The sequence below is a fragment of the Lysobacter changpingensis genome (assembly GCF_017308985.1).
Lineage (GTDB): Bacteria > Pseudomonadota > Gammaproteobacteria > Xanthomonadales > Xanthomonadaceae > Lysobacter_J > Lysobacter_J changpingensis.
This window is the reverse complement of record NZ_JADWPE010000003.1, coordinates 133,065-155,400: the sequence shown is the minus strand read 5'-3', so window position 1 is coordinate 155,400 and position 22,336 is coordinate 133,065. Positions and strand designations below refer to the sequence as shown.

27 protein-coding genes are annotated in these 22,336 nt (G+C 65.6%); 14 read left to right on the top strand and 13 right to left on the bottom strand.

The genetic code is table 11. The annotated features are described in order from the left end of the window. Positions 1–110: 110 nt before the first annotated feature. Genes I4U41_RS07655 through I4U41_RS07640 form a run of 4 tightly spaced genes read left to right on the top strand, consistent with a single transcriptional unit; the run spans position 111 to position 2,814 of the window. Positions 111–887, top strand: coding sequence for an SDR family oxidoreductase (locus tag I4U41_RS07655; protein ID WP_206860561.1), 777 nt, complete (start codon positions 111–113; stop codon positions 885–887). 41 nt (positions 888–928) lie between these two features. Next, complete coding sequence (locus I4U41_RS07650) at positions 929–1,867, top strand: SDR family NAD(P)-dependent oxidoreductase (protein WP_206860560.1); 939 nt, start codon at positions 929–931, stop codon at positions 1,865–1,867. Next, positions 1,857–2,345 (top strand): DUF1097 domain-containing protein, encoded by a 489-nt coding sequence (locus I4U41_RS07645; RefSeq protein ID WP_206860559.1) that lies wholly within the window; start codon positions 1,857–1,859, stop codon positions 2,343–2,345. Before I4U41_RS07650 ends, I4U41_RS07645 begins: the two co-directional genes overlap by 11 nt. A gap of 46 nt (positions 2,346–2,391) precedes the next feature. Then, positions 2,392–2,814, top strand: coding sequence for a DoxX family protein (locus I4U41_RS07640; RefSeq protein WP_206860558.1), 423 nt, complete (start codon positions 2,392–2,394; stop codon positions 2,812–2,814). Positions 2,815–2,955: 141 nt separating this feature from the next. On the opposite strand, the gene I4U41_RS07635 is transcribed toward I4U41_RS07640, so the two are convergent. The 4 genes from I4U41_RS07635 to I4U41_RS07620 all read right to left on the bottom strand — a co-directional run bounded on the left by I4U41_RS07635 (position 2,956) and on the right by I4U41_RS07620 (position 5,207). Then, the gene (locus I4U41_RS07635; protein ID WP_206860557.1) at positions 2,956–3,744 is read right to left on the bottom strand and encodes a nucleotidyltransferase domain-containing protein; all 789 of its coding nucleotides are present in this window, start codon (positions 3,742–3,744) and stop codon (positions 2,956–2,958) included. Between the two features lie 160 nt (positions 3,745–3,904). After that, on the bottom strand, positions 3,905–4,408 hold the full coding sequence (locus tag I4U41_RS07630; RefSeq protein WP_242525096.1) for a DoxX family protein: 504 nt from the start codon (positions 4,406–4,408) through the stop codon (positions 3,905–3,907). Then, positions 4,409–4,873, bottom strand: coding sequence for a DoxX family protein (locus I4U41_RS07625; protein ID WP_206860556.1), 465 nt, complete (start codon positions 4,871–4,873; stop codon positions 4,409–4,411). A gap of 58 nt (positions 4,874–4,931) precedes the next feature. Further along, positions 4,932–5,207, bottom strand: a complete 276-nt coding sequence (locus I4U41_RS07620) for a BufA1 family periplasmic bufferin-type metallophore (RefSeq protein ID WP_206860555.1) — start codon at positions 5,205–5,207, stop codon at positions 4,932–4,934. 161 nt (positions 5,208–5,368) lie between these two features. Between I4U41_RS07620 and I4U41_RS07615 the strand changes: the two genes are divergently transcribed. From I4U41_RS07615 to I4U41_RS07595, 5 genes are all read left to right on the top strand, one after another. Then, positions 5,369–5,902, top strand: coding sequence for a sigma-70 family RNA polymerase sigma factor (locus I4U41_RS07615; RefSeq protein ID WP_206860554.1), 534 nt, complete (start codon positions 5,369–5,371; stop codon positions 5,900–5,902). Beyond that, positions 5,899–6,546, top strand: coding sequence for a DUF1109 domain-containing protein (locus tag I4U41_RS07610; protein WP_206860553.1), 648 nt, complete (start codon positions 5,899–5,901; stop codon positions 6,544–6,546). The genes I4U41_RS07615 and I4U41_RS07610 overlap by 4 nt, the downstream gene beginning before the upstream one ends. Before the next feature lie 65 nt (positions 6,547–6,611). Beyond that, on the top strand, positions 6,612–6,878 hold the full coding sequence (gene bufA2, locus I4U41_RS07605) for a BufA2 family periplasmic bufferin-type metallophore (RefSeq protein ID WP_206860552.1): 267 nt from the start codon (positions 6,612–6,614) through the stop codon (positions 6,876–6,878). Positions 6,879–6,930: 52 nt separating this feature from the next. Then, the gene (bufB, locus tag I4U41_RS07600; protein WP_206860551.1) at positions 6,931–7,761 is read left to right on the top strand and encodes an MNIO family bufferin maturase; all 831 of its coding nucleotides are present in this window, start codon (positions 6,931–6,933) and stop codon (positions 7,759–7,761) included. Beyond that, positions 7,758–8,531, top strand: coding sequence for an HvfC/BufC N-terminal domain-containing protein (locus I4U41_RS07595; RefSeq protein ID WP_206860550.1), 774 nt, complete (start codon positions 7,758–7,760; stop codon positions 8,529–8,531). Before bufB ends, I4U41_RS07595 begins: the two co-directional genes overlap by 4 nt. 303 nt (positions 8,532–8,834) lie before the next feature. Here I4U41_RS07595 and I4U41_RS07590 read toward each other — a convergent pair whose 3' ends face one another. Further along, positions 8,835–9,362 carry a cytochrome b gene (locus tag I4U41_RS07590; RefSeq protein WP_206860549.1) on the bottom strand — a complete coding sequence of 176 codons (528 nt, stop codon included), beginning with the start codon at positions 9,360–9,362 and terminating at the stop codon, positions 8,835–8,837. Next, positions 9,359–10,441: a catalase family peroxidase gene (locus I4U41_RS07585; protein ID WP_206860548.1), complete on the bottom strand. Its 1,083-nt coding sequence runs from the start codon at positions 10,439–10,441 to the stop codon at positions 9,359–9,361. The genes I4U41_RS07590 and I4U41_RS07585 overlap by 4 nt, the downstream gene beginning before the upstream one ends. 117 nt (positions 10,442–10,558) lie before the next feature. On the opposite strand from I4U41_RS07585, the gene I4U41_RS07580 reads away from it, so the two are divergent. Further along, a complete protein-coding gene (locus I4U41_RS07580; protein ID WP_206860547.1) occupies positions 10,559–11,074 on the top strand; it encodes an RNA polymerase sigma factor in 516 nt (171 codons plus the stop codon). After that, on the top strand, positions 11,071–11,826 hold the full coding sequence (locus tag I4U41_RS07575; protein WP_206860546.1) for an anti-sigma factor family protein: 756 nt from the start codon (positions 11,071–11,073) through the stop codon (positions 11,824–11,826). Before I4U41_RS07580 ends, I4U41_RS07575 begins: the two co-directional genes overlap by 4 nt. A 130-nt stretch (positions 11,827–11,956) precedes the next feature. On the opposite strand, the gene I4U41_RS07570 is transcribed toward I4U41_RS07575, so the two are convergent. Beyond that, positions 11,957–12,814 carry an alpha/beta fold hydrolase gene (locus I4U41_RS07570; RefSeq protein WP_206860545.1) on the bottom strand — a complete coding sequence of 286 codons (858 nt, stop codon included), beginning with the start codon at positions 12,812–12,814 and terminating at the stop codon, positions 11,957–11,959. A 33-nt stretch (positions 12,815–12,847) separates the two neighbouring features. Next, the gene (locus I4U41_RS07565) at positions 12,848–14,476 is read right to left on the bottom strand and encodes a bifunctional AfsR/SARP family transcriptional regulator/alpha/beta hydrolase (protein ID WP_206860544.1); all 1,629 of its coding nucleotides are present in this window, start codon (positions 14,474–14,476) and stop codon (positions 12,848–12,850) included. Positions 14,477–15,185: 709 nt separating this feature from the next. Between I4U41_RS07565 and I4U41_RS07560 the strand changes: the two genes are divergently transcribed. Then, positions 15,186–15,527, top strand: a complete 342-nt coding sequence (locus tag I4U41_RS07560) for a YkgJ family cysteine cluster protein (protein WP_206861580.1) — start codon at positions 15,186–15,188, stop codon at positions 15,525–15,527. A gap of 12 nt (positions 15,528–15,539) precedes the next feature. Next, complete coding sequence (locus tag I4U41_RS07555) at positions 15,540–15,773, top strand: hypothetical protein (RefSeq protein ID WP_206860543.1); 234 nt, start codon at positions 15,540–15,542, stop codon at positions 15,771–15,773. Positions 15,774–16,237: 464 nt separating this feature from the next. Here I4U41_RS07555 and I4U41_RS07550 read toward each other — a convergent pair whose 3' ends face one another. The 5 genes from I4U41_RS07550 to I4U41_RS07535 form a co-directional block, all read right to left on the bottom strand. Continuing rightward, positions 16,238–17,644 carry a choice-of-anchor Q domain-containing protein gene (locus tag I4U41_RS07550; protein WP_206860542.1) on the bottom strand — a complete coding sequence of 469 codons (1,407 nt, stop codon included), beginning with the start codon at positions 17,642–17,644 and terminating at the stop codon, positions 16,238–16,240. Between the two features lie 535 nt (positions 17,645–18,179). Next, the gene (locus I4U41_RS18330; RefSeq protein WP_242525095.1) at positions 18,180–18,371 is read right to left on the bottom strand and encodes a hypothetical protein; all 192 of its coding nucleotides are present in this window, start codon (positions 18,369–18,371) and stop codon (positions 18,180–18,182) included. Positions 18,372–18,465: 94 nt separating this feature from the next. After that, the gene (locus tag I4U41_RS07540) at positions 18,466–18,744 is read right to left on the bottom strand and encodes a hypothetical protein (protein WP_206860541.1); all 279 of its coding nucleotides are present in this window, start codon (positions 18,742–18,744) and stop codon (positions 18,466–18,468) included. Between the two features lie 138 nt (positions 18,745–18,882). Then, positions 18,883–19,317 carry a DUF6869 domain-containing protein gene (locus I4U41_RS18625; protein ID WP_425492566.1) on the bottom strand — a complete coding sequence of 145 codons (435 nt, stop codon included), beginning with the start codon at positions 19,315–19,317 and terminating at the stop codon, positions 18,883–18,885. 131 nt (positions 19,318–19,448) lie between these two features. Further along, positions 19,449–20,195 (bottom strand): abortive infection system antitoxin AbiGi family protein, encoded by a 747-nt coding sequence (locus tag I4U41_RS07535; RefSeq protein ID WP_206860540.1) that lies wholly within the window; start codon positions 20,193–20,195, stop codon positions 19,449–19,451. Positions 20,196–21,063: 868 nt separating this feature from the next. On the opposite strand from I4U41_RS07535, the gene I4U41_RS07530 reads away from it, so the two are divergent. Beyond that, a complete protein-coding gene (locus I4U41_RS07530; RefSeq protein WP_206860539.1) occupies positions 21,064–22,272 on the top strand; it encodes a hypothetical protein in 1,209 nt (402 codons plus the stop codon). Positions 22,273–22,336: the final 64 nt, after the last annotated feature.

Genomic DNA, 22,336 nt, shown 5'->3' with positions numbered 1-22,336 from the left:
TGGATTCTTGAATTCAATTGCCAGTCCGGGCTGGTTTATCCAGCCTGGAGCAACCAGAAGAATGCTCCCGTACCCCGCGCACTCCTGCGCGCCACCCACCGGAGCATGGAATGAACAGCACGCCCTCCCCCTCGCATGCACTCCCCTCCCCCGGCACCGCCGCCCGCGTGGCCGTCGTGACGGGCGGATCGCGCGGCATCGGCGAAGCGATCGCGCGCCGCCTGGCGAACGACGGCCTCGCGGTCGTCATCAATTACGCCGGCAATGCCGCGGCGGCCGAGACCGTCGCCGAAGGCATCCGCGCCAGCGGTGGCAAGGCGCTGGCCGTCCAGGGCGACGTCAGTCGCGCCGAAGACGTCGCCCATCTCTTCACGGCCACGCAGGAGGCGTTCGGTCGCATCGACGTGGTGGTCAACAGCGCCGGCATCATGCCGATGGCGTCGATCGCCGAGTCCAGCCTTGCCGATTTCGATCGCGCCATCGCCACCAATCTGCGCGGCACCTTCCTGGTGCTGGCGCAGGCTGCGAAGCATCTGGGCGAAGGCGGCCGGATCATCGCGCTGTCCACCAGCGTGATCGCCAAGTCGTTCCCAGGCTACGGCCCGTACATCGCCTCCAAGGCCGGTGTCGAAGGCCTCGTGCCCGTACTCGCCAACGAGCTGCGTGGCCGCGGCATCACCGTCAACGCGATCGCCCCGGGCCCGGTCGGCACCGAGCTGTTCCTCAACGGCAAGACCCCCGAACAGATCGCTCAGCTCAGCAGGCTCGCGCCGCTTGAACGCCTCGGAACGCCGGAGGAAATCGCGGCGGCCGTCGCCTTCCTGGCCGGCCCGGACGGTGGCTGGGTCAACGCCCAGGTCCTTCGCGTCAACGGCGGTTACGCCTGATTCCGCGCCCTCCCCCGCAAACATACGCACGGAGTTTCCCCATGAACACGAAAGCGAAGCACGTGATCCTGGTCACCGGCGCCTCCAGCGGATTCGGTGCCATGTCGGCGCGGGCGCTCGCCCGCGCAGGCCACACGGTGTACGCCAGCATGCGCGAGACCAACGGCCGTAACGCACCGCAGGTGCAGGCCGCACGCGATTACGCAAGCGAACACGGCGCCGACCTTCGCACGATCGAGCTCGACGTGCAGTCGCAGGCATCCGCCGACGAAGCCCTCGCGCGCATCGTCGCCGAGCACGGCCGCCTCGACGTGGTCATGCACAACGCCGGACACATGGTGTTCGGCCCGGCCGAGGCGTTCACGCCGGAGCAGTACGCGCAGCTCTACGACGTCAACGTGTTGGGCACGCAGCGCGTCAACCGCGCAGCGCTGCCGCAGTTGCGCAAGCAGGGCCGCGGCCTGGTGCTGTGGATCGGCAGCAGCAGCCACCGCGGCGGGACACCGCCGTACCTGGCGCCCTACTTCGCGGCGAAGGCGGCGATGGACGCGCTCGCCGTCAGTTATGCCGGCGAACTGGCGCGATGGGGCGTCGAAACCTCGATCGTGGTGCCTGGCGCGTTCACCAAGGGCACGAATCATTTCGCCCACTCGGGAACGCCTGCCGACACGGATCGCCTCGCCGAGTACGACGCCGGCGCGAACCAGGGCCTGAAAGAGGAAATCCTCACCGGACTCGCAGGCTGCGAGCCGCCGGATGCGGATGTCGGTTCGGTGGCGCAGGCGGTCGTCGATGTCGTCGATGCACCGTTCGGTGCGCGCCCGTTCCGCGTACACGTCGATCCGTCCGACGACGGCTGCGAAGTCGTCAACGCGGTTGCCGACCGGATCCGTGCCGAGTTCCTGCGCCGGATCCAGCTTGGTGATCTGCTGTCGCCGCGCGGCAACCCGACGTCGACCGAGGTGTCCCATGTCGCATGACGCCAGCATCGCCACGGAGTTGAAGATCACGTTGGGCGAGTCGGCCGTCGCCACGATCGCGGCGACGGTTAGCGCCCTGGTGCTGGAGGTACCGGTCTGGGCGATGTTCGTCGGCTGGATCTCGTACTTCACCCGCGGCGTCAATCTCCGCGATGGTTTGATCAATCTCGCCTGCGTTCTGACTGGAGTCGGGATCGGACTCGCGGCGGGCGCCGCCACCCATGTGCTCACCCCGAAGCTCGGACCGGCCGCACTCACGGCCGTGGTGTTTGGCGTCGCTGTCGTCGTGCTGTCGTTGCGGCACATACCGGTGTTCAACAACCTGCTCGGGTTCTTCCTCGGCCTGGTGGCGTATTTCGCCTCGGAGCAGGCACCGTCGTGGGCTGCCTTCGCCGAACTTGGCTTGGCCGCAGCCGTCGGCACGGGAGCCGCGTGGATCGCGGTCGTGCTCCAGCGGCGTGCCGCCGCGCGGGCCTAAGCCGCGCCTTAATTCGACTGCTCGCCAACCTCCCCGGAGGAGACTCATGCAGCTTCCCATCCAGTCTCGCGACAAACGCCGATCCGAGACGACGCAACGACTGGCCTTCCCTTTTCTGCATCGCTTTTATGCGCACGCCGAACCGCTGACGTACGCTTCGCTGCGCGCCGTGCTCGGGGTGGTGCTCGTGACCCACGGCATGCCCAAGCTGTTGCGAACGTCGCACGGTTCGATGGCCGACCCGATGGCGGGTTCGATCAACCTCATCGAGAACGTGCTGCACCTGCCCGCCGCTCCGGTGCTGGCGATGTTCGTCGCTCTGCTGGAAGGCGCAGGCGGCGTCCTGCTGGCCATCGGGTTTGGCACTCGCCTGATCGCAGCGATGGTCGTCGTGCAGATGCTCGCGATTTGCCTGGCGCTCGGTCCGACGTGGCCGTGGATCGACCGCGGGATCGATTTCCGTTCCTGATGATGTTCCTCGCACTGTTCGTCGCCGCCAAGGGAGGCGGCGATTGGTCGGTAGACCGCGCGGTCGGTCGCGGGATCTGATGGCGTACCGCGCGCAACGGCCTGGGCCATGCATGGCCCAGGCCGCCGATGCCGCTACATGTCAGGCATGCGCATCGAGGTAATCGAAGATCGCTTCGGGCATGCACGGGGTGGGATGGTGCGGAGGCTCGTCGGCACGAAGGTCGACATACATGTCCACCGCTCGCCGAAACGCGCGACGGACGGATTCCGGATCAAGCGTCGCCATCGTGTCCGCCAGTCGTCCAACCGACGCGCCGCCGAATGCTTCGATCCGGCGTACACCGCGCTGCGGACGCCCTGCCCGGCGATGCAGCATCGGCCCCAGCACCTGGTCGCGGAAGAAGGCGAGCATGCCGATCGCCTCGAACAGCTCGCCGCGTGCCAGCTTCGTCGCCCCGTAATGCAGCCAGATCCAGGCCCTTTGCTCGAACCATTCCGGGGATGCGTTTGGCCATGCGATCGTGGCCGAATCGAGCCACTTCTCGACCTGTTCCGGCGTGCGAGCGAATACCACGGCCGGCCGCTCGACGAGCCGGCCGAGGTCCGATGCCGTCACGAACTTCAGGTCGACGTGTATGAGCGGCGGCCCGTAGAGGCAGATCAGGAGTCTCGGCTCTCCGACGTGTTCGCCGGTGAATGCGGCGAGCAGGTCGCCGACGCGTTGCGCGAACTCGTTCCGCGAGGCCATCACCTCGCTGTAGCTTTCATCCGCGACGACAACGACGAAATCCAGATCGGAATGTTCGTCGAATCCGCCGTGGATATAGGAACCGCCGGCCAGTAATGCAGTCAGCCGCCGGTCGTGCTGCACCTCGTTGCGGACGCGCTCGATGAACTCCAGATGTAACGCAGGTAGTGTGCTGGGCATAATCGGTTCTCCAAGCCAGCAGCTCAGGTTACTCAAGCGCGGGCTCGGTGCGCAAGCGCACTCCTGCAGCATGAAACGATGACGACCGGGTGCTCTCCACCATGCGCCTGTCGCGCGCGATGGACCGGTCGGAACGTGGCTGCCCCCCGGTGTCGTCGCCTCACCAAGGGGCGGTATCGAGCCGCTTGCGGCGTCGCTCCATGAGGCGGGCGAACGAGAGCGGCCCGGCGCCGGTGATCGACAAGCTCACCAGGCACGCCATGTAGAGCAGGTCGGTTTCGAAGCCGGGCTGGCCGAAATGGGCACCTTTCGCGTCGAACGACAGGAGCTTGATGGAGCTGAAGCCGTTGGGCAGATGCACCGTGAACATCGCGACCAGGAGGACGATGATCATCGGCACCGCGACGAGAGGCACCCATACGCCCAGGGCGATCATCAGTCCACCGATCACCTCCACGATGATGGTCGCCCAGCTCAGCAACTCTGCATGCGGCAGCCCCATCGCATGGAGTATGCCCGCGAAATGATCGGGGCCGCGCGCCAGCTTCGCGTATCCATGCACGAAGAACCCGTAGCCCACGATCAGGCGGAGCGGGATCGCGTGCCAGTCGTCCGGAATCGGCAGCGCGGAGATGGAAAACGTTCCTGGGGATGGCATACGCATCTAGGACTTTCCCCTTGAGCGGAACGCCTCCAGCCCGAGCAGTCGGTCGAGCGAAAGGCGACCGCCTCCGCATGCGACCAGCAGAAGCAGCAGCGCGGCCCAGCTCAGATGCGTGGGCCAGGCATCGGGATACACGAATATCTCGATCACCGCCGTCATGCACAGCAACGCCACGGCCGCGGGACGCGTGAACAGCCCCAGCGCCAGCAACACCGGCAATGCGTGCTCCGCATACGTGGCCGCGCGCGCGGCCACGTCCGGCGGGACGACCGGCAGCATGTACTCGTACCGGAACAGCTCATAGGTCGAGTCGCTGATCGTCAGCAGTCCTTCGACCTTGGTGCGTCCGGACATGAAGAAGACGGAGGCGATGCCGAGCCGCGCCATGAGCAGCAGCACGCTCTTCGGCAGCAGGCGCTCGGCCGTCGTGCCGGCATGGCGGTAGATTTCCAGGGGAGTGCTCATCAGGCGGCGATCCGGAAATGCGAGGGAACGGCCGGCGCGATGGCGCCGGCCGCATGGCTCAGGCCTGCGGGGTCAGGGTGCCGTGCCCCTTGGGCGTCTTGATGGTGGTGCAGGTGCCGGCCTTGACGAGCTTCCATGCGTCGCCCTGGTAATCCACCTTCGAGGTGCCTGCGCAGCTCGTGCCCGCCCCGGCCTTGCAATCGTTCTGGCCGGCCTTGGCGATGCCGTAGCACTTTTCCATTGCCGGCTTGGCCGGGTCCTGGGCCTGGGCGGCGCCAGTCCCGAGGACGGCAAGCGCGAGGGTGACGGCGAGCGACGCGGTAGACTGCTTCATGGGGATTCCTGTTCCTGTGACGAGGGATGAATCGCCCGGATCACGATCCCGGGCGTCAGACATGACTACGCCATGCCGCGAGGTCCGGTTACATCGACCTTTCCGCGTGAGCCTGTAACCGGCAAGCACCCGGCTCCGTACGTCCTACCGTAGGAGTGCCGATGAACGAGAGCGAGGAACAGCTGAGAGCGTGGATGACGATGAGCCTGGACGGCGATGGCGCCGCCCATGCCGCGTTGCTGCGCGCGCTCGTCCCCCTGCTCCGCTCGTTCTTCCGGCGCCGGCTCAACGGGGCGGACGACGATGCGGAGGATCTGGTGCAGGAGACCCTGATCGCGGTGCATGCGCGCCGTTGCACTTACGATCGCGACCGGCCGTTCACTGCATGGCTGTACGCGATCGCGCGCCACCGCCTGATCGACCTTGCCCGGCGCAACCGTGCCACTGTGTCGATCGACGATGTCGACTCGATCCTGATGACCGAAGGATTCGAGGATGCGATAGGCGCCCGCCTGGACGTGGATGGCCTGCTTGCGTCGCTGACGCCGAAACAGGCGCGCGCGATCCGCGACACGCACCTGTGCGGAATGAGCGTGGCCGAGGCGGCAAGCGCGGCCGGCATCGGCGAATCGGACGTGAAGGTATCGGTGCACCGCGGCCTGAAGGCATTGGCCGCAAAGTTGAGGAAGCCATGACGCTACGTACCGACCAGCTGGTCGAAGCATTGAGTCGCGACGTCCCGCGCGTGGCGAGGCATGCCATGGCGGGCCGCCTCGCGTTCGGACTGCTTGCCGGCGGACTTTGTTCCGTGGCGATGGTGGCGCTGCTGCTCACCGTCCGCCCGGATCTGGACATCGCGATGGGCGGCTTCACGCTGTGGATGAAGTGGGTCTACGCGGCATCGCTGGCTGCGGTCGCGGTCATCGCGGTCGGGCGACTCGCGCGTCCGGAGACCCACTCGTTGCGTTTCCTGTGGCTCCTGGCGGTGCCCATTCTTGCGCTGGTGTCGCTGGCTGCGATCGAACTCGCGCGAACGCCACCCGGCCAACGACTCGACGCATGGATGGGAAGCAGTTGGGCGATCTGCCCATGGCTGCTGCTGATGCTCTCCCTGCCCGTGTTCCTCGGGCTGCTGTGGTCCTTCAGGACGCTCGCGCCGACGCGCCTGCGCATGGCCGGCGCCGCCGCGGGCCTCGCATCCGGAGCGCTCGCAGCGATCGCGTACGGACTGCACTGCCCGGAAAGCTCGGCGCTGTTCGTGCTGACCTGGTACAGCCTGGGCATCGCGCTGGCAACGGGCCTCGGCGCCCTGGTGGGTCCGCGGCTGCTGCGGTGGTAGAGGCGTAACCGGATCGCGCGCGCGAACGTAGGTCAGAGGCCACATCGGCAAACAAGGATATGACCATGACCAAGAACACCGTCGGATTCGCCGCAGTCGCCGCCCTGATCGCCCTGTCCTCCAGCGTTCCCTCCACCGCGTTCGCCCAGAAGGCGGATGACGCGAAGCTCGTCCACTGCTACGGCGTGAACGCCTGCAAGGGCAGTTCGGACTGCAAGACCGCCAGGAACGACTGTCGGGGCCAGAACGACTGCAAGGGCCACGGCTTCAAGGAACTCACCGCGCAGGCGTGCAAGGCCCAGGGCGGCCGCCTCACCGAGGCCGGCGCGTAACCGTCTCCATCACGGTCGGCCCGCAACGGGCCGACCTGCATCGGGTTTCCGCATGCCACGCGAGCACAGATTCGGCCTGGGACTCCGCAGGCCGCACTACGGCGATTTCCTCGATCGCGACGAGCCCATCGCCGTCGATTTCGTCGAAGTCATTTCGGAGAACTACATGGTCGATGGCGGCAGGCCGCTGGACATCCTCAGGCGCGTGCGCGAACGCCACCCGGTTGCCCTGCACGGGGTGTCCATGTCGCTCGGCTCGTCGGACGGACTGCGCGCGGACTACCTGCACAGGCTGCGCGCCCTCGTCGATGCGGTCGACCCGCTGTTCGTGTCCGACCACCTGAGCTGGTCGCGCATCGAAGGGTTCAACTCCCACGATCTGCTTCCCCTGCCCTACACGCGCGAGGCGCTGGACATCGTGTGCGCCAACGTCGACCGCGCGCAGTCGTCGCTCGGGAGAACCATCCTCGTGGAGAACCCGTCCAGCTACATCGCCTTCCACGGCGACATGACCGAATGGGAATTCCTGGCCGCGGTATGCCAGCGCACGGGTTGCGGGTTGTTGCTGGACGTCAACAACATCTTCGTCAGCGCCAGCAACCACGGCTTCGATCCGTTCGCCTACCTGGCGGGCGTTCCGCTCCGGAGTGTCCGGCAGGTCCACCTCGCAGGCCACAGCCAGGGGCGCGAACTCCTGATCGATACGCACGACCGGCCGGTGCCGGATTCCGTGTGGGCGCTCTATGAACACCTGGTCGCACGCCTGGGGCCGACGGCGATCATGATCGAGCGCGACGATGAAATCCCGCCGCTTCCCGAACTGCTGGCGGAGTTGGACATCGCGCGACGCATCGCGGCCCGGGGAACGAAGCAGGCGGCATGAACCTTTCCGTACTGCAACGGCAGTTCCGCGAATGGTTGACCGGCGAGGACGCGGAGGCCGCCGCGTGTTTCGGCGACGCCGCGGCGCCAGGGCTGTCCGTCCATCTCAACAACTACCGCAGCCAGCTCATGGCGACCCTGGCCGACAGCTATCCCGTCGTTCGCGCATGGCTGGGCGACAGTGCGTTCCTCGGCGCGGCGGCGCGCCATGTCGATGCGGTGCATCCGGAAGGCTGGACGATCGACGACTACGCGCGCGGCTTCCCTGCCTCGCTCGCGGTCGCCCATCCGGACGATCCCGAAGTCGCCGAACTGGCCCGACTCGAACTGGCGCTGGGGCTGGCCTTCGTCGCCGCCGATGGTACGAAGGCCGACCCGGCATCACTGGAACACGTCGACTGGACGCACGCCGTATTCGTGATCGCGCCCACGCTCACGCTTGTCCCCGTCACCACGAATGCCGTCGCCATCCTCTCGGCCCTCGTCGATGGCACACCACCGCCGGCTGCCACGGCGCTGCCACATGCCGCCCGGGTAGCGGTGTGGCGGCGCGACTTCAGGCCCTTGTTCCGGACGCTCGAGCCGCTCGAAGCGGAGGTCCTCGCCATGGCGATTCGTGGACGCACCTTCGGCGACATCTGCGACGTCATCGCGAAGCACGAGGGCGAAGCCGAAGGTCCCGGCGTGGCAGGCCGGATGCTGGCCCAATGGCTGGCGGATGAAACAGTCCTCGGGGTTCACCCGGACACCGGGCAGCGTAGCGTCCGGTGAGCCGGTCAGAAGCGCGGCATCCGGGGACCCCGCCTCCACATGGCGTGTGTGTCCGGTCATGCAAGGCGTGCCGTCGTAGAACAGGAACGCGATGGTCGCGACGATCCCACGAGGCATTTCGAAGCAGCCATCGGCGTTGCCGACGGCGCGTCGCATGACAGGAGGTGTGCGACGCGCCCCTCCTCGTTTGGCCACTTTCAGTCGAAGGAGGACGTGGCGCGCCTGGTCGTCTCGTGTCACCTCCGTGCCTGTCGATCCGGTGATAGAGGGCGCCGTGCAACTGCACGGCGGCGATGACGGCCGTCAGCGGATCATGCTGCGCAGCACGCCGTCGCGGCGGATCAGTGCGTGGTACAGCGCCGCCCCCATGTGGCCGAGGAACGTGAGGATCAACAGATACGCCAGCGCCCTGTGCGCCGTGCGCAGCCAGGCGAACACCAGCGCATTCTCCGGCAGGATCGCCGGAAGCCGCAGGTCCGCCCCCACCATCACCGGATACCCTCCGGCCGACAGCATCGCCCAGCCGATCAGCGGCATCGCGATCATCAACGCGTAGAGCAACCAGTGCGACGCATGCGCTGCCATGCGCTGCAGGCGCGGCACGTCAGACGGCAACGGCGGCGGATTGCGCAGGCGCACCATCAGCCGCGCGATCGCCAGCACGAGGATGGCGATGCCCAGCGGCTTGTGGATCGCCAGCAGTACCGGGTACTTCGCGCTCACCGTCGCGACCATTCCCACGCCGATGAACAGCATCGCCAGGATCAGCACGGCCATCGTCCAGTGCAACACGCGCGCGGCCAGGGTGAAGGACCGATTCGTCGGATTCATCGTGCGCTCTCCATTCCGGCATCGGCGGTGCTCGCGGCGCCTGGCACCCGCGCTTCTTCCCGGGTGCGGCGCAGGTGCGAGTCGGCGTACACCGCGGATCGCGCTGCCAGCAGCGGGTCGTCGGAGATGGCGATCCCGGCCGGAAGGACGGTCGGGTCGAAATTGACGTCGCGGCACGGACCGCTGTCCTGCGGCTGTTCGTGTTCGAGCACCAGCACGCCCGCATCGATCGTCCTGCGGTTGGCCGGCCACGTCCGCGTGGCGTCGTCGGTGGGATCGCCCGGATCGGCAAGCGTCACCAGCAGCCGCCAGCGCGCAGGTGCCTGCGCGAGGCGTCGGTGCAGATCGCCGATCAGATAGTTGTCGTTGGCCGGCGCCGCCCCGGCGTCGGACGCCTCCGGCACCATTCGCCAACGCACCGCGTGCCGCGCTCCGTCGGCGTCGATGAAGTGGAACGCGTTAAGGCCGTAGTAGCGTTCGGTAACGAAGCTGGCGGAAGGCCGTGCGGTCTTCGCCCAAGCGCGGAATGCCGCGGTTTCCGGATGCGCGGCGAAGAACGCCGCCAGCTTCGCCGGATCCGGCTTGCCGGTCTCGGGGTCCTTGCGATTGGCGTCCATCTGCGCCTGGAATGCCTGCGGCGTGGCTACCGGGAACACGGGCATGCTGTTCATGCCGGTGCGCCATTGCTGTCCGTTCGCGAGGCTGAATCGCAAGGCCATGCTGCGGATGGGCACGCTGCTGTCGGGTGCATAGGGATTGCCGCCGGGGATGGCGAAACGGCCGACCACGGGCGTGCGACCCGCCGCGAACACGGGCGCCGTGGAAAAGGCGGTCGCGTTGCCGTTGCCTTCGAAGTAGCCCGTGACGCAAACGCCCTTGGCATGATTGCGGCGGAATCCGGGATGGTCGCCCGCCGCCTGCTGGAAATCGTCGACGAGGCGGTCGGGCGTGAGTCGCTGGGGCGAAAGCCAGCCGCCGACGTACGCGTAGGCTCCAGCGGCGACGGCGACAGCCGTGCCGATGAGGGCCCAGCGCGCACCGTTGCCGGACGGACGGGATGACGTATCGGGGTCGTGCATGTGCTGCTCCGTGGCGGGTTCACACTGCCAGACGCCACTCGCGGCGCTTTATTCCCATGCGATGGAATAATTTCCGCGCTGCGGCGTCCTTCGCATGAACCCACCGCGATCCGGTCCATGTCCGTCCACGCCTTCGATGATCGGTTGACCGAACTGTTGCCGCGCCTGCGGCGCTTCGCGCTGTGGCTGGCGCGCGACCCGCACAGTGCCGACGACCTGGTGCAGTCCACGCTGGAGCGGGCCCTGTCCACCCGGGCAGGCAAGCGCGAGGAAGGCGACCTGCGCGCCTGGCTGTTCCGCATCCTGTACCGCCAGTTCCTCGACGCGCGGCGCCGTTCGCAGCGTTACGCATGGCTGCTCGGCCGCTTGCGCGAAGAAGACGAAGCCCAATGGCCATCGGCGGAGCGCGAAGCGCTGGCGCAGTCCGCGCTGTCCGCCTTCGCGCAGCTCACATCCGAGCAACGCAACCTCCTGCTGTGGGTGACGGTGGAGGGACTGAGCTACCAGCAGGTGGCCGAGATACTCGATGTCCCGATAGGCACCGTCATGTCCCGTCTTTCCCGCGCGCGCCAGGCCATGCGGCGCCACGGCGATGGCGAACAACCCGCCCCATCCCTGCGACTCCTCAAATGACCATGATCCCCAGCGAACAGGACATCCACGCGTACGTCGACGGCCGCCTCGACGGCGAACGGCGGGCTGCCGTCGAGCGTTATCTCGCGCAGAACCCCGATCGCGCAGCCGAAGTGCAGGCTTGGCAACGCGATGCCCAGCGGCTGCGCGCAGTATTCGGTGGTACGCAGGCGTGGGCGGATAACCCGGCCTTGCACCCCTCGGCGATTCGCCAGCGACAGCGGCAACGGCAGATGCAATGGCGCTCGCTCGCCGCCGCCATGGTCCTTTGCCTCGGCGTCGGCGGGCTTGGCGGTTGGCAGGCTCGCGGTATGCGCATGGAGAGCGCCGCGGCGCCCATGGCCGATGCAATGGCCGCGTATCGTCTCGTCGCGACGGACGCCACCGCGCGCCCCGACGTGGTGCCGCGCAACGATGACGAAATGCAGGCGTGGCTGGACGAACGTTTCCAGCGCGCCACTCGCCTGCCCGACCTCAGCAGCGCCGGCTTTCGCGCCGTCGGCGGCCGCCTGTTCGCCACGGACCAGGGCCCTGCCGCAATGGTGCTCTATCGGGATGCGGCCGGCCACGCGATCAGCTTCTACGTGCGCCCCCCAGGCCCACGGAACCGCCTGCTTCCCGCGGGCCAACGAATGGAAAATGGGCTGATGGCGCAGTACTGGTCCGGGCCGGGCTACAACTACGCGATGGTCAGTCGCGCCGATGGGCCGGCCCGACAGGTCGTCGCGCGAGCACTGCGACAAGCGATCTGAAGCGCCTTTCCGCTCGCGAAGGCGGGCTCGACGAAATCAACCTGTACGCGTAAGTGCAGGGATGCTCCGTCGCACCGTGCCCTCGCACTTGTTAGCGCCGCCAGTGGGGCGACGGCGATCCTCCCGGTCGTCATGACGCGAACGCCACCGCACGCGCGCGTAGCGCTTGCGAAGGCCGGCGGTTCGCGCCTTCGCACGGCATCACGGTGGGCAACCATTGCGCGATCGTCTCCACGACCCTGGCCGGCTCTCGTGCCCACTGGAAGTGCCTTCGCCACGGGCTTCCCAGCATGCGGTCGTCGATATGCACGCGTACCACGTCGGCGGCGTTCGCGTGCGCGAGGAGTTCTTCCTGGGCGCCCTCCGGCGCGACCCGGTCGCCCATCAGGCCGATCGACAGCAGCGGCAGGCGCAGCATCGCCACTTGCGATGCGATCGCCTCCTGGTCGTGCGCGCTGCCTTCCATCCTGTAGCGACCGGTCCTGGCGTTGAATGCCCAGTCGCGCATCAGCCGCCTCGGCTGGTCGCCGCCGAAACCGAGCAGATCGCCCGGGTACCATGGCAGGATCCGTGCGGCCGACGCGACCAGATTGACGAACGCGCGCGCCCGGCGGCGTTCGGATGCGGGCCACGCCGCGTAATGCGCAGTGCCGGCCGCCAGCAGCACCAGCGCATCGGGCGGCTCGTGCATGAGGCCGGCAGCCAGCAGCGCGAGTTGGCCGCCGAGGCTGTGGCCGCAAAGGATGATCGGCCCCGGGTGGCGCCGCCGTGCGTCCGCAACCAGCCTGGGAATCTGCTCCTCCACGATTTCGCGGTAGCCGAAGTTTCCGGCCTGCTTGCGCGCACCGCCGCGGCTGAGCAGATCGCAGGTCATTGCGATCGCGCCCGTGCGTTCCTGCAGCGATCGGGCGAAACCGCGATAGAAGCGTGCCTCCACGCCCATCGCGGGCAGGCACAGGAAGATGGGCGTCGATGCGGGGATGTTCACGCCTGAAGCCTCGGAGGGGAGGTTCCGATCCTTTCAGGCGCCCGTCCCCTGCCCGTCCCCCGAGGCCATGAAGCGCTCCACCGCCGAGAGCACTGCGTCCTGGTCGCCTCGCCACCACCAGTGATCGTCGCCGTCCAGCGCGACGAAGCAGGCTCCCCGGATCCGCGCGGCAAGATCGCGTCCACCCTCGAAGCGCACCGCGCGATCGTCCACGCGGTGCAGCACCAGCGCAGGACAGCGCAACGCGGCGGCGTCGACCCGCACATCCGCATCGCGGAAGCCACGGAGCACGGCCGCGATTCCCGCCGGAGTGATGGCATGCCGCAGCAGCCGCGCCCACCAGGCGCGCAGCGGCATGTCGTCCACCGCCGAAGGCGCGAAGGTCTCGATCCCGGCCGGACCGCCCCAGTCCGCGAGGATGCGCTCCAGCCAGGCGTCGAAAGCCGGCGCCGGCAATGCATGTGGGAAGTCCTTGGAGGCCGAGCCCTTCGCCAATGCCCCGAAGAGCACCAGCCCGCGCACGCGCGTGGGGTTGCTGGCCGCGAAACGCACCGCGCCGAGCGCGCCTTCGGATGCGCCGAAGATCCACGCGTCGCGAACGTTCGCCGCATCGAGCACGGTCCGCAGGTCCGCCGCCAGCAGATCGACCGTGCTGCCGCCAGTGAGGCGTTCCGAGAGCCCCATGCCCCGACGGTCGAACAGCAGGACGCGTCGGCCCTTGGCGAGTTCGCCAATGAAGCGGGCAACGCCCGACCACTCCATGCCGATCTCGATGTGGGAGACGAATCCCGGCGCAAGCACCAGCACATCCTCGCCCTCGCCCACCTCGCGATAGGCGATGGCTCCCTTGGCATCGAAGGCGAAGCGCACTTCCGGCGGAGCGTGACGTCGAATGTGCGACTGGCTCAGTCCATCGGATATCGCCTGCCATGCCCTTTCGGTCGCCGCGGATGGACGCACGCCGAATTCCTCGCGCAAACGGGCCGCACAGCGCGCATAGGCCGCCTCGACCGAGGCCAGATCGCCTGCCTGCGCATGAAGGCGCATCAGCAGCACGTGCGAGGTCTCGCGCAGGTCATCGGCCTCGACCAGACGCGCGGCCCATTCGATCGCCTCGTCCACGCGGTTGGCATCCGCCAGCGCACCCGCGAGATGCGCGAGCAGCCGGAGCCGCATCCGCTCTATGTCGAGTTGCAACGCTCGGCGGGCATCCTCAAAGGTTTCCGAAGGCGATGCGATCCCGTCCAGCAGCGGCAAGGCGAGTTCACCTGCACAACATCGCGCCGCGTCGAATGCAGGCATGTCATGCGGCGCCGGCATTCGATGGACGATCGCGAACGCCTCGTCGACATCGGTGCTCCACGCCTGCGTCGACAATGCGACCGCCTCGGGCGTCGCCGAGAGCGCTCCCGCCGGGAGGGCCTGTTCGAGGCGATACAGGAGGCGCCGCAGCCGTGCCAGGCCGGTCGTCGTATCCGCGTCGGGCCAGAGCATCATGGCGAGCGTCCGCCGCGACAGCGCGCCGCGCGCGAATGCGAGCGAGGCCAGGAGCGTGCAGCCGACGCGCTGGATCGGCACGCGGATCGCACCGGCTTCGACGACCGGGACGCCGAGCATTCGCAGCTTCAGGTGGCCCACGGGTTCACTCATCTCGATCGACATTAGACCAGAGGCTTGAGATGGGCGTTGTGCTCACAGAATCAGCGCTTACGGCTCTGCCCCTTCCGACCCACTTTCGTGGGGTAATTCGATTCGATTTCGTGCAAGTGATGGCTAGGGGGATTCAACGACGACGGACCTTCGACCGCCATGCTGGCGGACGGGCGAATGTTGCCCGAATTCCTGCGCTGCGCGGATGCACCGGGGGATCGCCTACAACTGCATGCCGCTATACGGCCCGCGGGCCTTCTGGCGGATGGCGGGCGCGGTGTCTCCGCATGGCGACTGGATCGCACCACGCTCGACAGGCTTATTTCCGTGAGGCCCGGATGCATGAACGGGGCCACAGGGCCCCGCTCGAAAAGCGGGTTGCAGGGAATGGAGCGAAGCCATGCGGTTATCCGTGGGCTGCGCCCACACCCGCCACCGCAGGAGCGCCAGCACGGCCAGATGGACCGGATAGAACGCCTAGAACGCCCAGCGTGAGCGAGGCACGGCTACGGGCGCTCGTGTAGGATACTTGCAAGGCATCGCCTCAAGGCGCTGCTCCCGCTTCGCGCTCTCTGCGCGGATGCTCTCTTCGCGAGTAAACCTTTCCACTATGGAAAGGGCCATCCTTGGAGCGTCATGACACTGCTTTTCATTCTGGCCGTGCTGCATTGAGGACCATGCGGTTCGCTTCGGCGTCTGAACTTCGACGGGGCCGTTTGAAATCGCCTGCGTGCTGCACTTGAGGCCGGAGCGCAAGCAAGAGGCTTGTGTTGCCAACTGCGCGCAGTGTGACGCCGTCTGCTGTCGTCTGACCGTTGTACTGCAGCCCGAGGACAGAGTCCCCCCGCACCTGACCACGCGCACCGCTGCGAAGCTCCTCGTCATGGCACATGACGAGGAGGGCTGGTGCGTCGCCATGGACGGTGCGCGCATGAACTGCGGCATATACGAGACGCGACCCAGCGTGTGTCGCCGCTTCGTCATGAACGGCCCCTATTGCCATGCCGTCCGCGAAGAGTACGCGCAAGAGCGCACGCGCGCGATCGACTTGAACCTGTTATGAGGAGAAACCGCCATGACCACCGCCCGCAAACAAGGTCATTTCCCGCAGCGCCCGCCGGGCTTCCAGGCGCTACATGACAAGGAAGTCACACGTGAGCGACTGGCCGCGCAGATGGCCGCCTTCGACAAGGCAGGTGGCAAGATCGAAGTACTTGGCACTACCCCGCTCCGGCGAAAGCCTGCGAAGGATGAAGCGCAAAGCAAGCCCGCTCCGCCTCACGCACCGTCAAAGGGCGAAGGAGGCTAACGCTAAACGGCTGCATCCCTGAAATCGTTCTTGACCACAAGAGGCACCTCGAACACATGGCAAAGCCCAACTACGCATTCGAAAAACGCCAGCGTGAGATCGCAAAGAAGAAGGAAAAGGACGCGAAACAGTCCAGGAAGCGGGCTGCTCGCGAGGAGTCGAGGCCTGATCCGGCCACGAGTCCGACCTCCCTGCGCGACTCATGAGAGTGCACTCCAGGGGAGGCGCGCCGCGGCATGTCGATCAGTCCTGCTGAATCCGGGCGAGCAATGCCGGTGGAAAGAGTGGCGCGTTCATCGGTGTTGCCTGCGCGTGCCTTCCGCATGGATGCCGACTGGCTTTGCCGTATGGCGCAGCTGGCACGGGACGATGAGACTGAAGCTCGCATTTGCCCATCCTCGGAACGCACGCCTGCCAGGTGAATCCCGCGAGCGGGGTTGCGGGACAATCGTCGGGGACGTCTTTCACCGCTCGGTGCTGCCGATATCCGGCGCTCCGCCTTTCACCCTTGGGAAGCCCGGGCCGCGCTGGTCGTACATGCGATCGAGCTGGTTGCTGCCTTGCCCCAGCACGGGGCTGTCTGGCAGCGGCAGGTGCGTGGCCGAGTAACCGCCGTTATCGGCTAGCGGTGCAAGTCGCGGATCGAGCGACAAGGTGTCTGCCGGCACCGGCACCAGCGGGTATTCAACGAGGTTGTTGGTGCCCACCACCGAGTCGGTGCTCGCGCTTATGCCGTAACCGACGGGGCCTGCGACGCAGCTGTTGCGCGCGACGATGGTGCTTTCCAGGTGCAGCACGTCGGCCTCCAGTGCGCCGCGTCTTTCGCAGGGCATCAGCGGATCCTCCCCTTCCCCGCTGTTCTGGTTGGTGATCTCCGCGTTGTAGGCGATGGTGCTGTTGTAGATGTCGAGCGTGCCCAGCGCATAACCGGCGCTGTTCGAATGCGCACGATTGTTCGATATCGTGCTGTCGACGATGAGGTGCGTACCGCCCGGCCGCGACTCACCGACGGCGAAGCCGCCTCCTGAGCCGTAGAGGGTGCCCCTCCAGTCGTCGCGCACCAGGTTGTTGGACAGCGTGGACTTGTTGATGATGAGGTCCGAAGGTCCGGTGAGGGAGCTCAGGTACAGGCCGCCGCCAAACACCCCGGCCTGATTGCGGTAGATGCGCGAGTACGTGACGCTGGCGCCGCCTTCTGCCATGAAGCCGCCGCCGACGTAGCTCTGGTTCTGGTAAACCTGCGCGTGGTACAGCGTCACGCGTCCCTTCGCGTAGATGCCGCCGCCGTGGCTGTTTTCGGAGGCGCGGTTGTCGAACACCGCGCTCCAGGTCACATCGACGTTACCCATCGCGCTGATCCCGCCGCCCCAGGTGCCTGGCCCGTCGATGAAGCCGAATGCCTCCGCACTGCATCCGCGTACCCACGCCTGGTGCAGCGCGACGTTGCCCTCCGACCGGATGCAGCCACCGTACTCGGAGATCTGGTTCTCCTGGTCGGCGATGCGGCGGCCATTGGCCACCGACACGTATTCGATCCGCAACGTCCCCGTGCCGCCATGCAGGAACACGCGGTCGTTGCGGTTTCCGTCGATGGTGAGCGCATAACGCGTCCGGCCACGGATCGTGAGGTTCGCCTGCGGTACGGCGATGGAACCACTCGTGAGCACGATCGCGCTGCAGCCGAGCGAGCGCAGGTCTACGATATCGCCGCTCCCAGCCGCGCCGACGGCCGCGCGCAGGCTTCCCACGCCGCTGTCATTGCAGTTGGTGACGACGCGAGTCGCGGCATGGGCCGCACCCGATGGAATACCGACGCCAGCCAAAAGAACAAGCGCCCCGATGAACGACCCGGAATGTGCAAGGCGAACCATGACGGTCCCCCCCTCGATGCACCGCGGTACGGCGGCGCGGTCAGTTCGCTGTTTACGCCGATGCCGTACGCGCCAGGTGAAGCCCGTTGCGTGCGGTGCCCGCGCAGACGCATTCAGATGCGACAGCGATTCAGCGTTCGCGATTCATGCGACGAACGGTCGCGCGGTATGCGGACTCATCGGTAAACGCGGGCGAGAACCACGTCGCTCGCGCGCTACCCATGGGCAACCCGATTCGTCCGCTGTCGGCCACAACCGCACGACGTAACGGCTCACCACCAGAACCAGAGTGCAAGTCCGCGTTTGCGATCACCGATCGAGTGATCTCCGGCGCTAGCCTGAGTGCCTGCTGTTCCTGCCCTTAGTGGCGCAAGCCAGTTCGAGCCGAGCGCCAGCACGGCAGGTTGCGTGTCTGGAGGAAAATTCCAGGCCGCGGGATCGGATGCGAGCGAGACGTTCCATTTTTCCGGCGCGAGCCAAGCGGCAGCGCCACCTCGATTGCTGGGCACTCGGAGCTGCTCGGACGTGGGTTGGGTCACAGTGACCATACGGCCGCCGGCCCAGTGATCGTCAATGCGTCGAGCAACTCCAGCAGCGATCTGCAACCGGCCGCATCGGCATTGAGGTTCCAGCCCGGATAGTTGCGCTCATTCTCGGTGTATCGCCACAGGGAAACGCGCCCCGACTGCCTCCACGTATTCACCGGCGATAGTCGTTGCACGGCCATCAGTTTATTCCTGCGCCCATGTCCGCTATGGGTCGAAAGCGGACATTAGCAGCCCGGCTGCCGAACGTCCGCTATCGGCCACGAGCGGATATCGTTAGGCTCCCCAGAGTTCCCTCTCACGCAGTCGCCAGAACACACAAAGCGCGCCCGGCGGAAGGATCGAGCACAGGCCGTACAGCAAAGAATTCCTTCCTTGAGCGCGAGCAGCTCGCGCCAGGAGAACCGCGGTTACCAAGTTGATTCCGAGTACTGCCAGAAACACGATGTCCGTCGCATCGAACCCCAACTGTCCAAGTGCGAACATCACCACGGTTCCACCGGCCACTTCTGCGAAGAGCAGATAGCCTGCCGTAGCCAGATCCTTCTGTGCCATACCCCCTCCGGAAAATCGAAAACGCGAATGACGGCTATGGGTCGAAAGCGGACATTAGCATCGCCGAGCTCGCTTCGCCCGGCCGAATGTCGGCTACTGGCCAGGAGCGGACGTTCAAGCATTGGAAGTAGCCGGACTCTAGCGAGGTCGATTCTGGCACACTTGGCCGGACCTATACCGATACGTTCCGTCGATCGGCTCGGGAACCTTGCGACAGAATTCCACAACCCTCTCCCAAGTCTCCGGCGCGATGGAACTGCGCCAGACGCCAGTAAGCATCCTGGCCATCCTGGGCGAGCGGTATGCGGCGGTAAGCACCTGATCCGCATAGCTCGCGGGAGCCTTTGAAAGCAGGTCCTCAAGTGGTCCCGCAGCAACGGTGGCAAGCGTGAGGTTATCTATCTCGCCGGGCAACTCAGAGATTGCTTGAAGCAAGAGCCAAATATCATCCCACCGACTGTCGAGCCAGTAATCTATCGGAATAGAACGCGCCTGTGCGTCTTCATCGCCGGACGCAAGCGCGGCGATATACGCGGCCGCAACCTCATTAACTGGCCCTTGGCGTTCCGGCATGGAGCTCTCGCGTGTCCGCTTCGGGTCGAAAGAGGACATCAGCATTTGCCACCCGTCCGCTCTGCCCTGATGTCCGCTAACGGCCAAAAGCGGTCATTCGCCACTTACCCGAGCCGCGACGCGGCTTCGGCTCAGATGGGTTGTTGGGCAAGTACGACGTCCTCGTATATCTTCACCTCGCACGCTAGAGCCTCGGCAAACTTGAGTGCGCGTGCTTTGTAGTTCCTTGGAACAACAAGATAGTCAACGTCCGCATCTTTGAACTTGAATACTGGATAGCTCCTGCCATCCCTAATGTAGAAGCAGCTCTTGCCTGGAGCATGCTCGGAGGTGCCGCTCGCAAAAGGCAGAATGTCAAATGTGAGACGCCACTCTCTCTGATAGTAGGTCAGGTAGTCGCTCCCATCTTGGTTCTTGTACGAATATTCCTGGAGAAGGCCAAGCACCTCAAGGAGCGCAACTAGCTCGTCCTCACTGAACGAGTAGGGCTCAAGTTCGCTGCGCCACTCTCGGTCTTTCTCCAGATCCTTCATTCGATGGATGAGTCCAGATACATGACGAATTCGCTCCAAGTGCCTTCCGGTCGTATAGAGAACTGGGTTTGCCCCATAGGCAATCATTGAACTTTTCTTGAAGGCCAGTCCGAAACTCCCGAACTTAGAACAGTGCTCATGACTGTGCTCCAGTGGTATATCGGTGAAGCAAACCATGGCGATGCGCGGCTGTAGCTCTGGCTGGACATATGTAGGGCAATATGACAAGCGAAGAATCCGCTCGTCGCAGATTGTTTCTAGGATCGAGAAAGCTGCGTCTTGATCCTTGCCTCGGCCGGTCCAATGAACAAGCGAATCGTTGATGTAGTTTCTTTCGGTGATCATGCAGATTAAATGCCCGCGCTGGGTTATCCCGAGCCGCGTAACGGCTTCGGCTTGAATGAATTGTTAGGGGGCGGCACCGGGTCTTCGCGCACTTCCGTGGCCGATGTGCTGGGAAAGTGGCTCGCTGACGTACCGTATGACCTCTCCGGTTCGCCAATTGGTGATGAGTTCAACGTATAAGTTGATGTTTCTGTAAAAGGTGCGCTCAACTGCGCTCCACTCGCCAGTCTTTCGGTAAATTCCAAGCTTGAACTTGTACTCAAATATTGGTCGTTTCTTCGACCGGTCCCTTAGCTTTGCCCCTAGAACACGCGGGGATCCGATGTCGATGCTGATAGTCTCGTGGCCTCGGAGTTGCGTGCTCCCGCATTCTGGACAGGCAGGCTGTTCGGTCACATGAGCCATTGGCCAGGAAAAATTGCAATTGCTGCACTCGAAGACCGCCATCAAGCCCCCTAACTACGGATCAGACGCACCCGTGGGTCCGGTATACATCCCCTGCCCCAGCCCACTGCACGGGATGTATTCCGGATTCGCATTCAGCTTATGCAAGCTGAGTCAGCGTAACAACCCGCGTATAAGCCGGAGTTGGCAAAGGCTGACGATCATTGCTCTCGAATGACGGTAAAGGGTCGAAAGCGGACATTAGCAGCCCGACCACCGGCCGTGTTGCCCGAACGTCCGCTATCGGCCAGAAGCGGACATCGCCAGCCCGGACAAAGAGCGGGTGGCGGTCGCACCGGCATGATCTCCTGCCCCCCCGCAGGAGAAGTCATCGTCGACCTCTCTATTCCACCTTGCTCCTCCAATTCGAGCAGCCCGCCGCGAGCCGGAACGCGCTATCGTCCCGTAACCACAGGGGAATGACATGGCAATCAACCGAAATTCGAGATGGTCGGTCGTTTTCATCGGCGTTTTCCTTGCCAACGCCGCATTTGCAGATAGCTGGCGCTTGGCAACCACGGAACAGTACGTCTCCGCCGATGGCGACTGGCGCCTCACGGTCGAGCCGCGCCCCGTCACCAGCCAGGCCGACTATTTCAAAGACGCGGCAGATGGCAAGAGCACGCCTGGCCGCCCTCCCGGTAGTGCGCTGCCCAGCGCGATGGGCATCATGGAGCGGCGGGTCGGCAAACACTGGCAGCAGGTATGGCAGCGCCCACTGCGCAACGACGTGGCCCCGGTCAACGCGATAGCCTTGCCCGGCGGCGCGGCGATGACGCTAGACAACTGGCACCAGATGGGCATCGGCCAGGACACCGTCGTGCTCTACGACACCCGGGGCACGGTTATGGCCTCCTACAGGCTGACCGACTTCCTGCCACGCGAGTACGTACTGGCGTTGCCGCGCTCTGTCAGTTCGATCCATTGGCGCCGGGAACCGACGGTGTTGTCCGGCGGAATGCGTGTTTCCGTTCCCGTCCTCGTCCCGCCACAGGACGCCGATGAGTGGGAGGGCGAGGATCACGCGCAGTTCGTGCCCGTGGTCTTCGATCTCGAACTCGGCCGGGTCGAACTACCCAGCGGCGCAGACTGGCAGCGTGCGCAGGAGCAGGCGCGAGCGGCCCGCGTGAAGCAGCGCGCCCGCGAGGAAGCGGAGTACCGGCGCTTCATCCAACCACTGGAGCCGCCGACCGTCTCCGCCAAGGAGTACGAGTGGCACCAATATCTCAGGGAAGCCTTCTACCGCCTCGATCCGTCCTCGAAGGATGAGTTTCCCGACACCGAGGTCCTGCAGGCACCGACGGCGAGCAACTACGCCACGTCAGCCGAGGCGTTGGGCGAAGCCTTGCGCCAAAAGGATCGTGTAGGCGCGCTCCTGATCGCGTCGCCCTCCCAGGATGCGTTGCTCGAGCGCATCGAGGTGGAGGCCAGGCGCGTGCCGGCCGTCGCGCTGCCGGAGACGCGCGTGTACCTGGCGATGGATGATGCGCACTTCGTGCCTGCACGGGCTGCGTTGTCGTCATCCGGTGCGGTGCTGGTGCAGATCGACCCGACCGTTCCGATTGCGCAATCACCAGAACGATTGGAGGAGTGGGAGCAGTTCAACGAAGAGCGTGACGCGTTGGATGACTAGTCATTCATCGCTTCGGCAGACACGCCCATAGCGCTGGCTGAAGGCGCCCGGGGAATGTCCGCCA

Excerpts from the sequence above, each read along its gene's own strand:
- I4U41_RS07595 (WP_206860550.1), top strand. The coding sequence starts at position 7,758 with ATGAACCTTTCCGTACTGCAACGGCAGTTCCGCGAATGGTTGACCGGC.
- I4U41_RS07565 (WP_206860544.1), bottom strand. The coding sequence starts at position 14,476 with ATGTCGATCGAGATGAGTGAACCCGTGGGCCACCTGAAGCTGCGAATG.
- I4U41_RS07640 (WP_206860558.1), top strand. The coding sequence starts at position 2,392 with ATGCAGCTTCCCATCCAGTCTCGCGACAAACGCCGATCCGAGACGACG.
- I4U41_RS07650 (WP_206860560.1), top strand. The coding sequence starts at position 929 with ATGAACACGAAAGCGAAGCACGTGATCCTGGTCACCGGCGCCTCCAGC.
- bufA2 (WP_206860552.1), top strand. The coding sequence starts at position 6,612 with ATGACCAAGAACACCGTCGGATTCGCCGCAGTCGCCGCCCTGATCGCC.
- I4U41_RS07655 (WP_206860561.1), top strand. The coding sequence starts at position 111 with ATGAACAGCACGCCCTCCCCCTCGCATGCACTCCCCTCCCCCGGCACC.
- I4U41_RS07620 (WP_206860555.1), bottom strand. The coding sequence starts at position 5,207 with ATGAAGCAGTCTACCGCGTCGCTCGCCGTCACCCTCGCGCTTGCCGTC.
- I4U41_RS07530 (WP_206860539.1), top strand. The coding sequence starts at position 21,064 with ATGGCAATCAACCGAAATTCGAGATGGTCGGTCGTTTTCATCGGCGTT.
- I4U41_RS07615 (WP_206860554.1), top strand. The coding sequence starts at position 5,369 with ATGAACGAGAGCGAGGAACAGCTGAGAGCGTGGATGACGATGAGCCTG.
- I4U41_RS07555 (WP_206860543.1), top strand. The coding sequence starts at position 15,540 with ATGACCACCGCCCGCAAACAAGGTCATTTCCCGCAGCGCCCGCCGGGC.
- I4U41_RS07610 (WP_206860553.1), top strand. The coding sequence starts at position 5,899 with ATGACGCTACGTACCGACCAGCTGGTCGAAGCATTGAGTCGCGACGTC.
- I4U41_RS18625 (WP_425492566.1), bottom strand. The coding sequence starts at position 19,317 with ATGCCGGAACGCCAAGGGCCAGTTAATGAGGTTGCGGCCGCGTATATC.
- I4U41_RS07535 (WP_206860540.1), bottom strand. The coding sequence starts at position 20,195 with ATGATCACCGAAAGAAACTACATCAACGATTCGCTTGTTCATTGGACC.
- I4U41_RS07645 (WP_206860559.1), top strand. The coding sequence starts at position 1,857 with ATGTCGCATGACGCCAGCATCGCCACGGAGTTGAAGATCACGTTGGGC.
- bufB (WP_206860551.1), top strand. The coding sequence starts at position 6,931 with ATGCCACGCGAGCACAGATTCGGCCTGGGACTCCGCAGGCCGCACTAC.
- I4U41_RS07575 (WP_206860546.1), top strand. The coding sequence starts at position 11,071 with ATGACCATGATCCCCAGCGAACAGGACATCCACGCGTACGTCGACGGC.
- I4U41_RS07540 (WP_206860541.1), bottom strand. The coding sequence starts at position 18,744 with ATGGCACAGAAGGATCTGGCTACGGCAGGCTATCTGCTCTTCGCAGAA.
- I4U41_RS07590 (WP_206860549.1), bottom strand. The coding sequence starts at position 9,362 with ATGAATCCGACGAATCGGTCCTTCACCCTGGCCGCGCGCGTGTTGCAC.
- I4U41_RS07630 (WP_242525096.1), bottom strand. The coding sequence starts at position 4,408 with ATGCGTATGCCATCCCCAGGAACGTTTTCCATCTCCGCGCTGCCGATT.
- I4U41_RS18330 (WP_242525095.1), bottom strand. The coding sequence starts at position 18,371 with ATGGCCGTGCAACGACTATCGCCGGTGAATACGTGGAGGCAGTCGGGG.
- I4U41_RS07550 (WP_206860542.1), bottom strand. The coding sequence starts at position 17,644 with ATGGTTCGCCTTGCACATTCCGGGTCGTTCATCGGGGCGCTTGTTCTT.
- I4U41_RS07585 (WP_206860548.1), bottom strand. The coding sequence starts at position 10,441 with ATGCACGACCCCGATACGTCATCCCGTCCGTCCGGCAACGGTGCGCGC.
- I4U41_RS07580 (WP_206860547.1), top strand. The coding sequence starts at position 10,559 with ATGTCCGTCCACGCCTTCGATGATCGGTTGACCGAACTGTTGCCGCGC.
- I4U41_RS07635 (WP_206860557.1), bottom strand. The coding sequence starts at position 3,744 with ATGCCCAGCACACTACCTGCGTTACATCTGGAGTTCATCGAGCGCGTC.
- I4U41_RS07625 (WP_206860556.1), bottom strand. The coding sequence starts at position 4,873 with ATGAGCACTCCCCTGGAAATCTACCGCCATGCCGGCACGACGGCCGAG.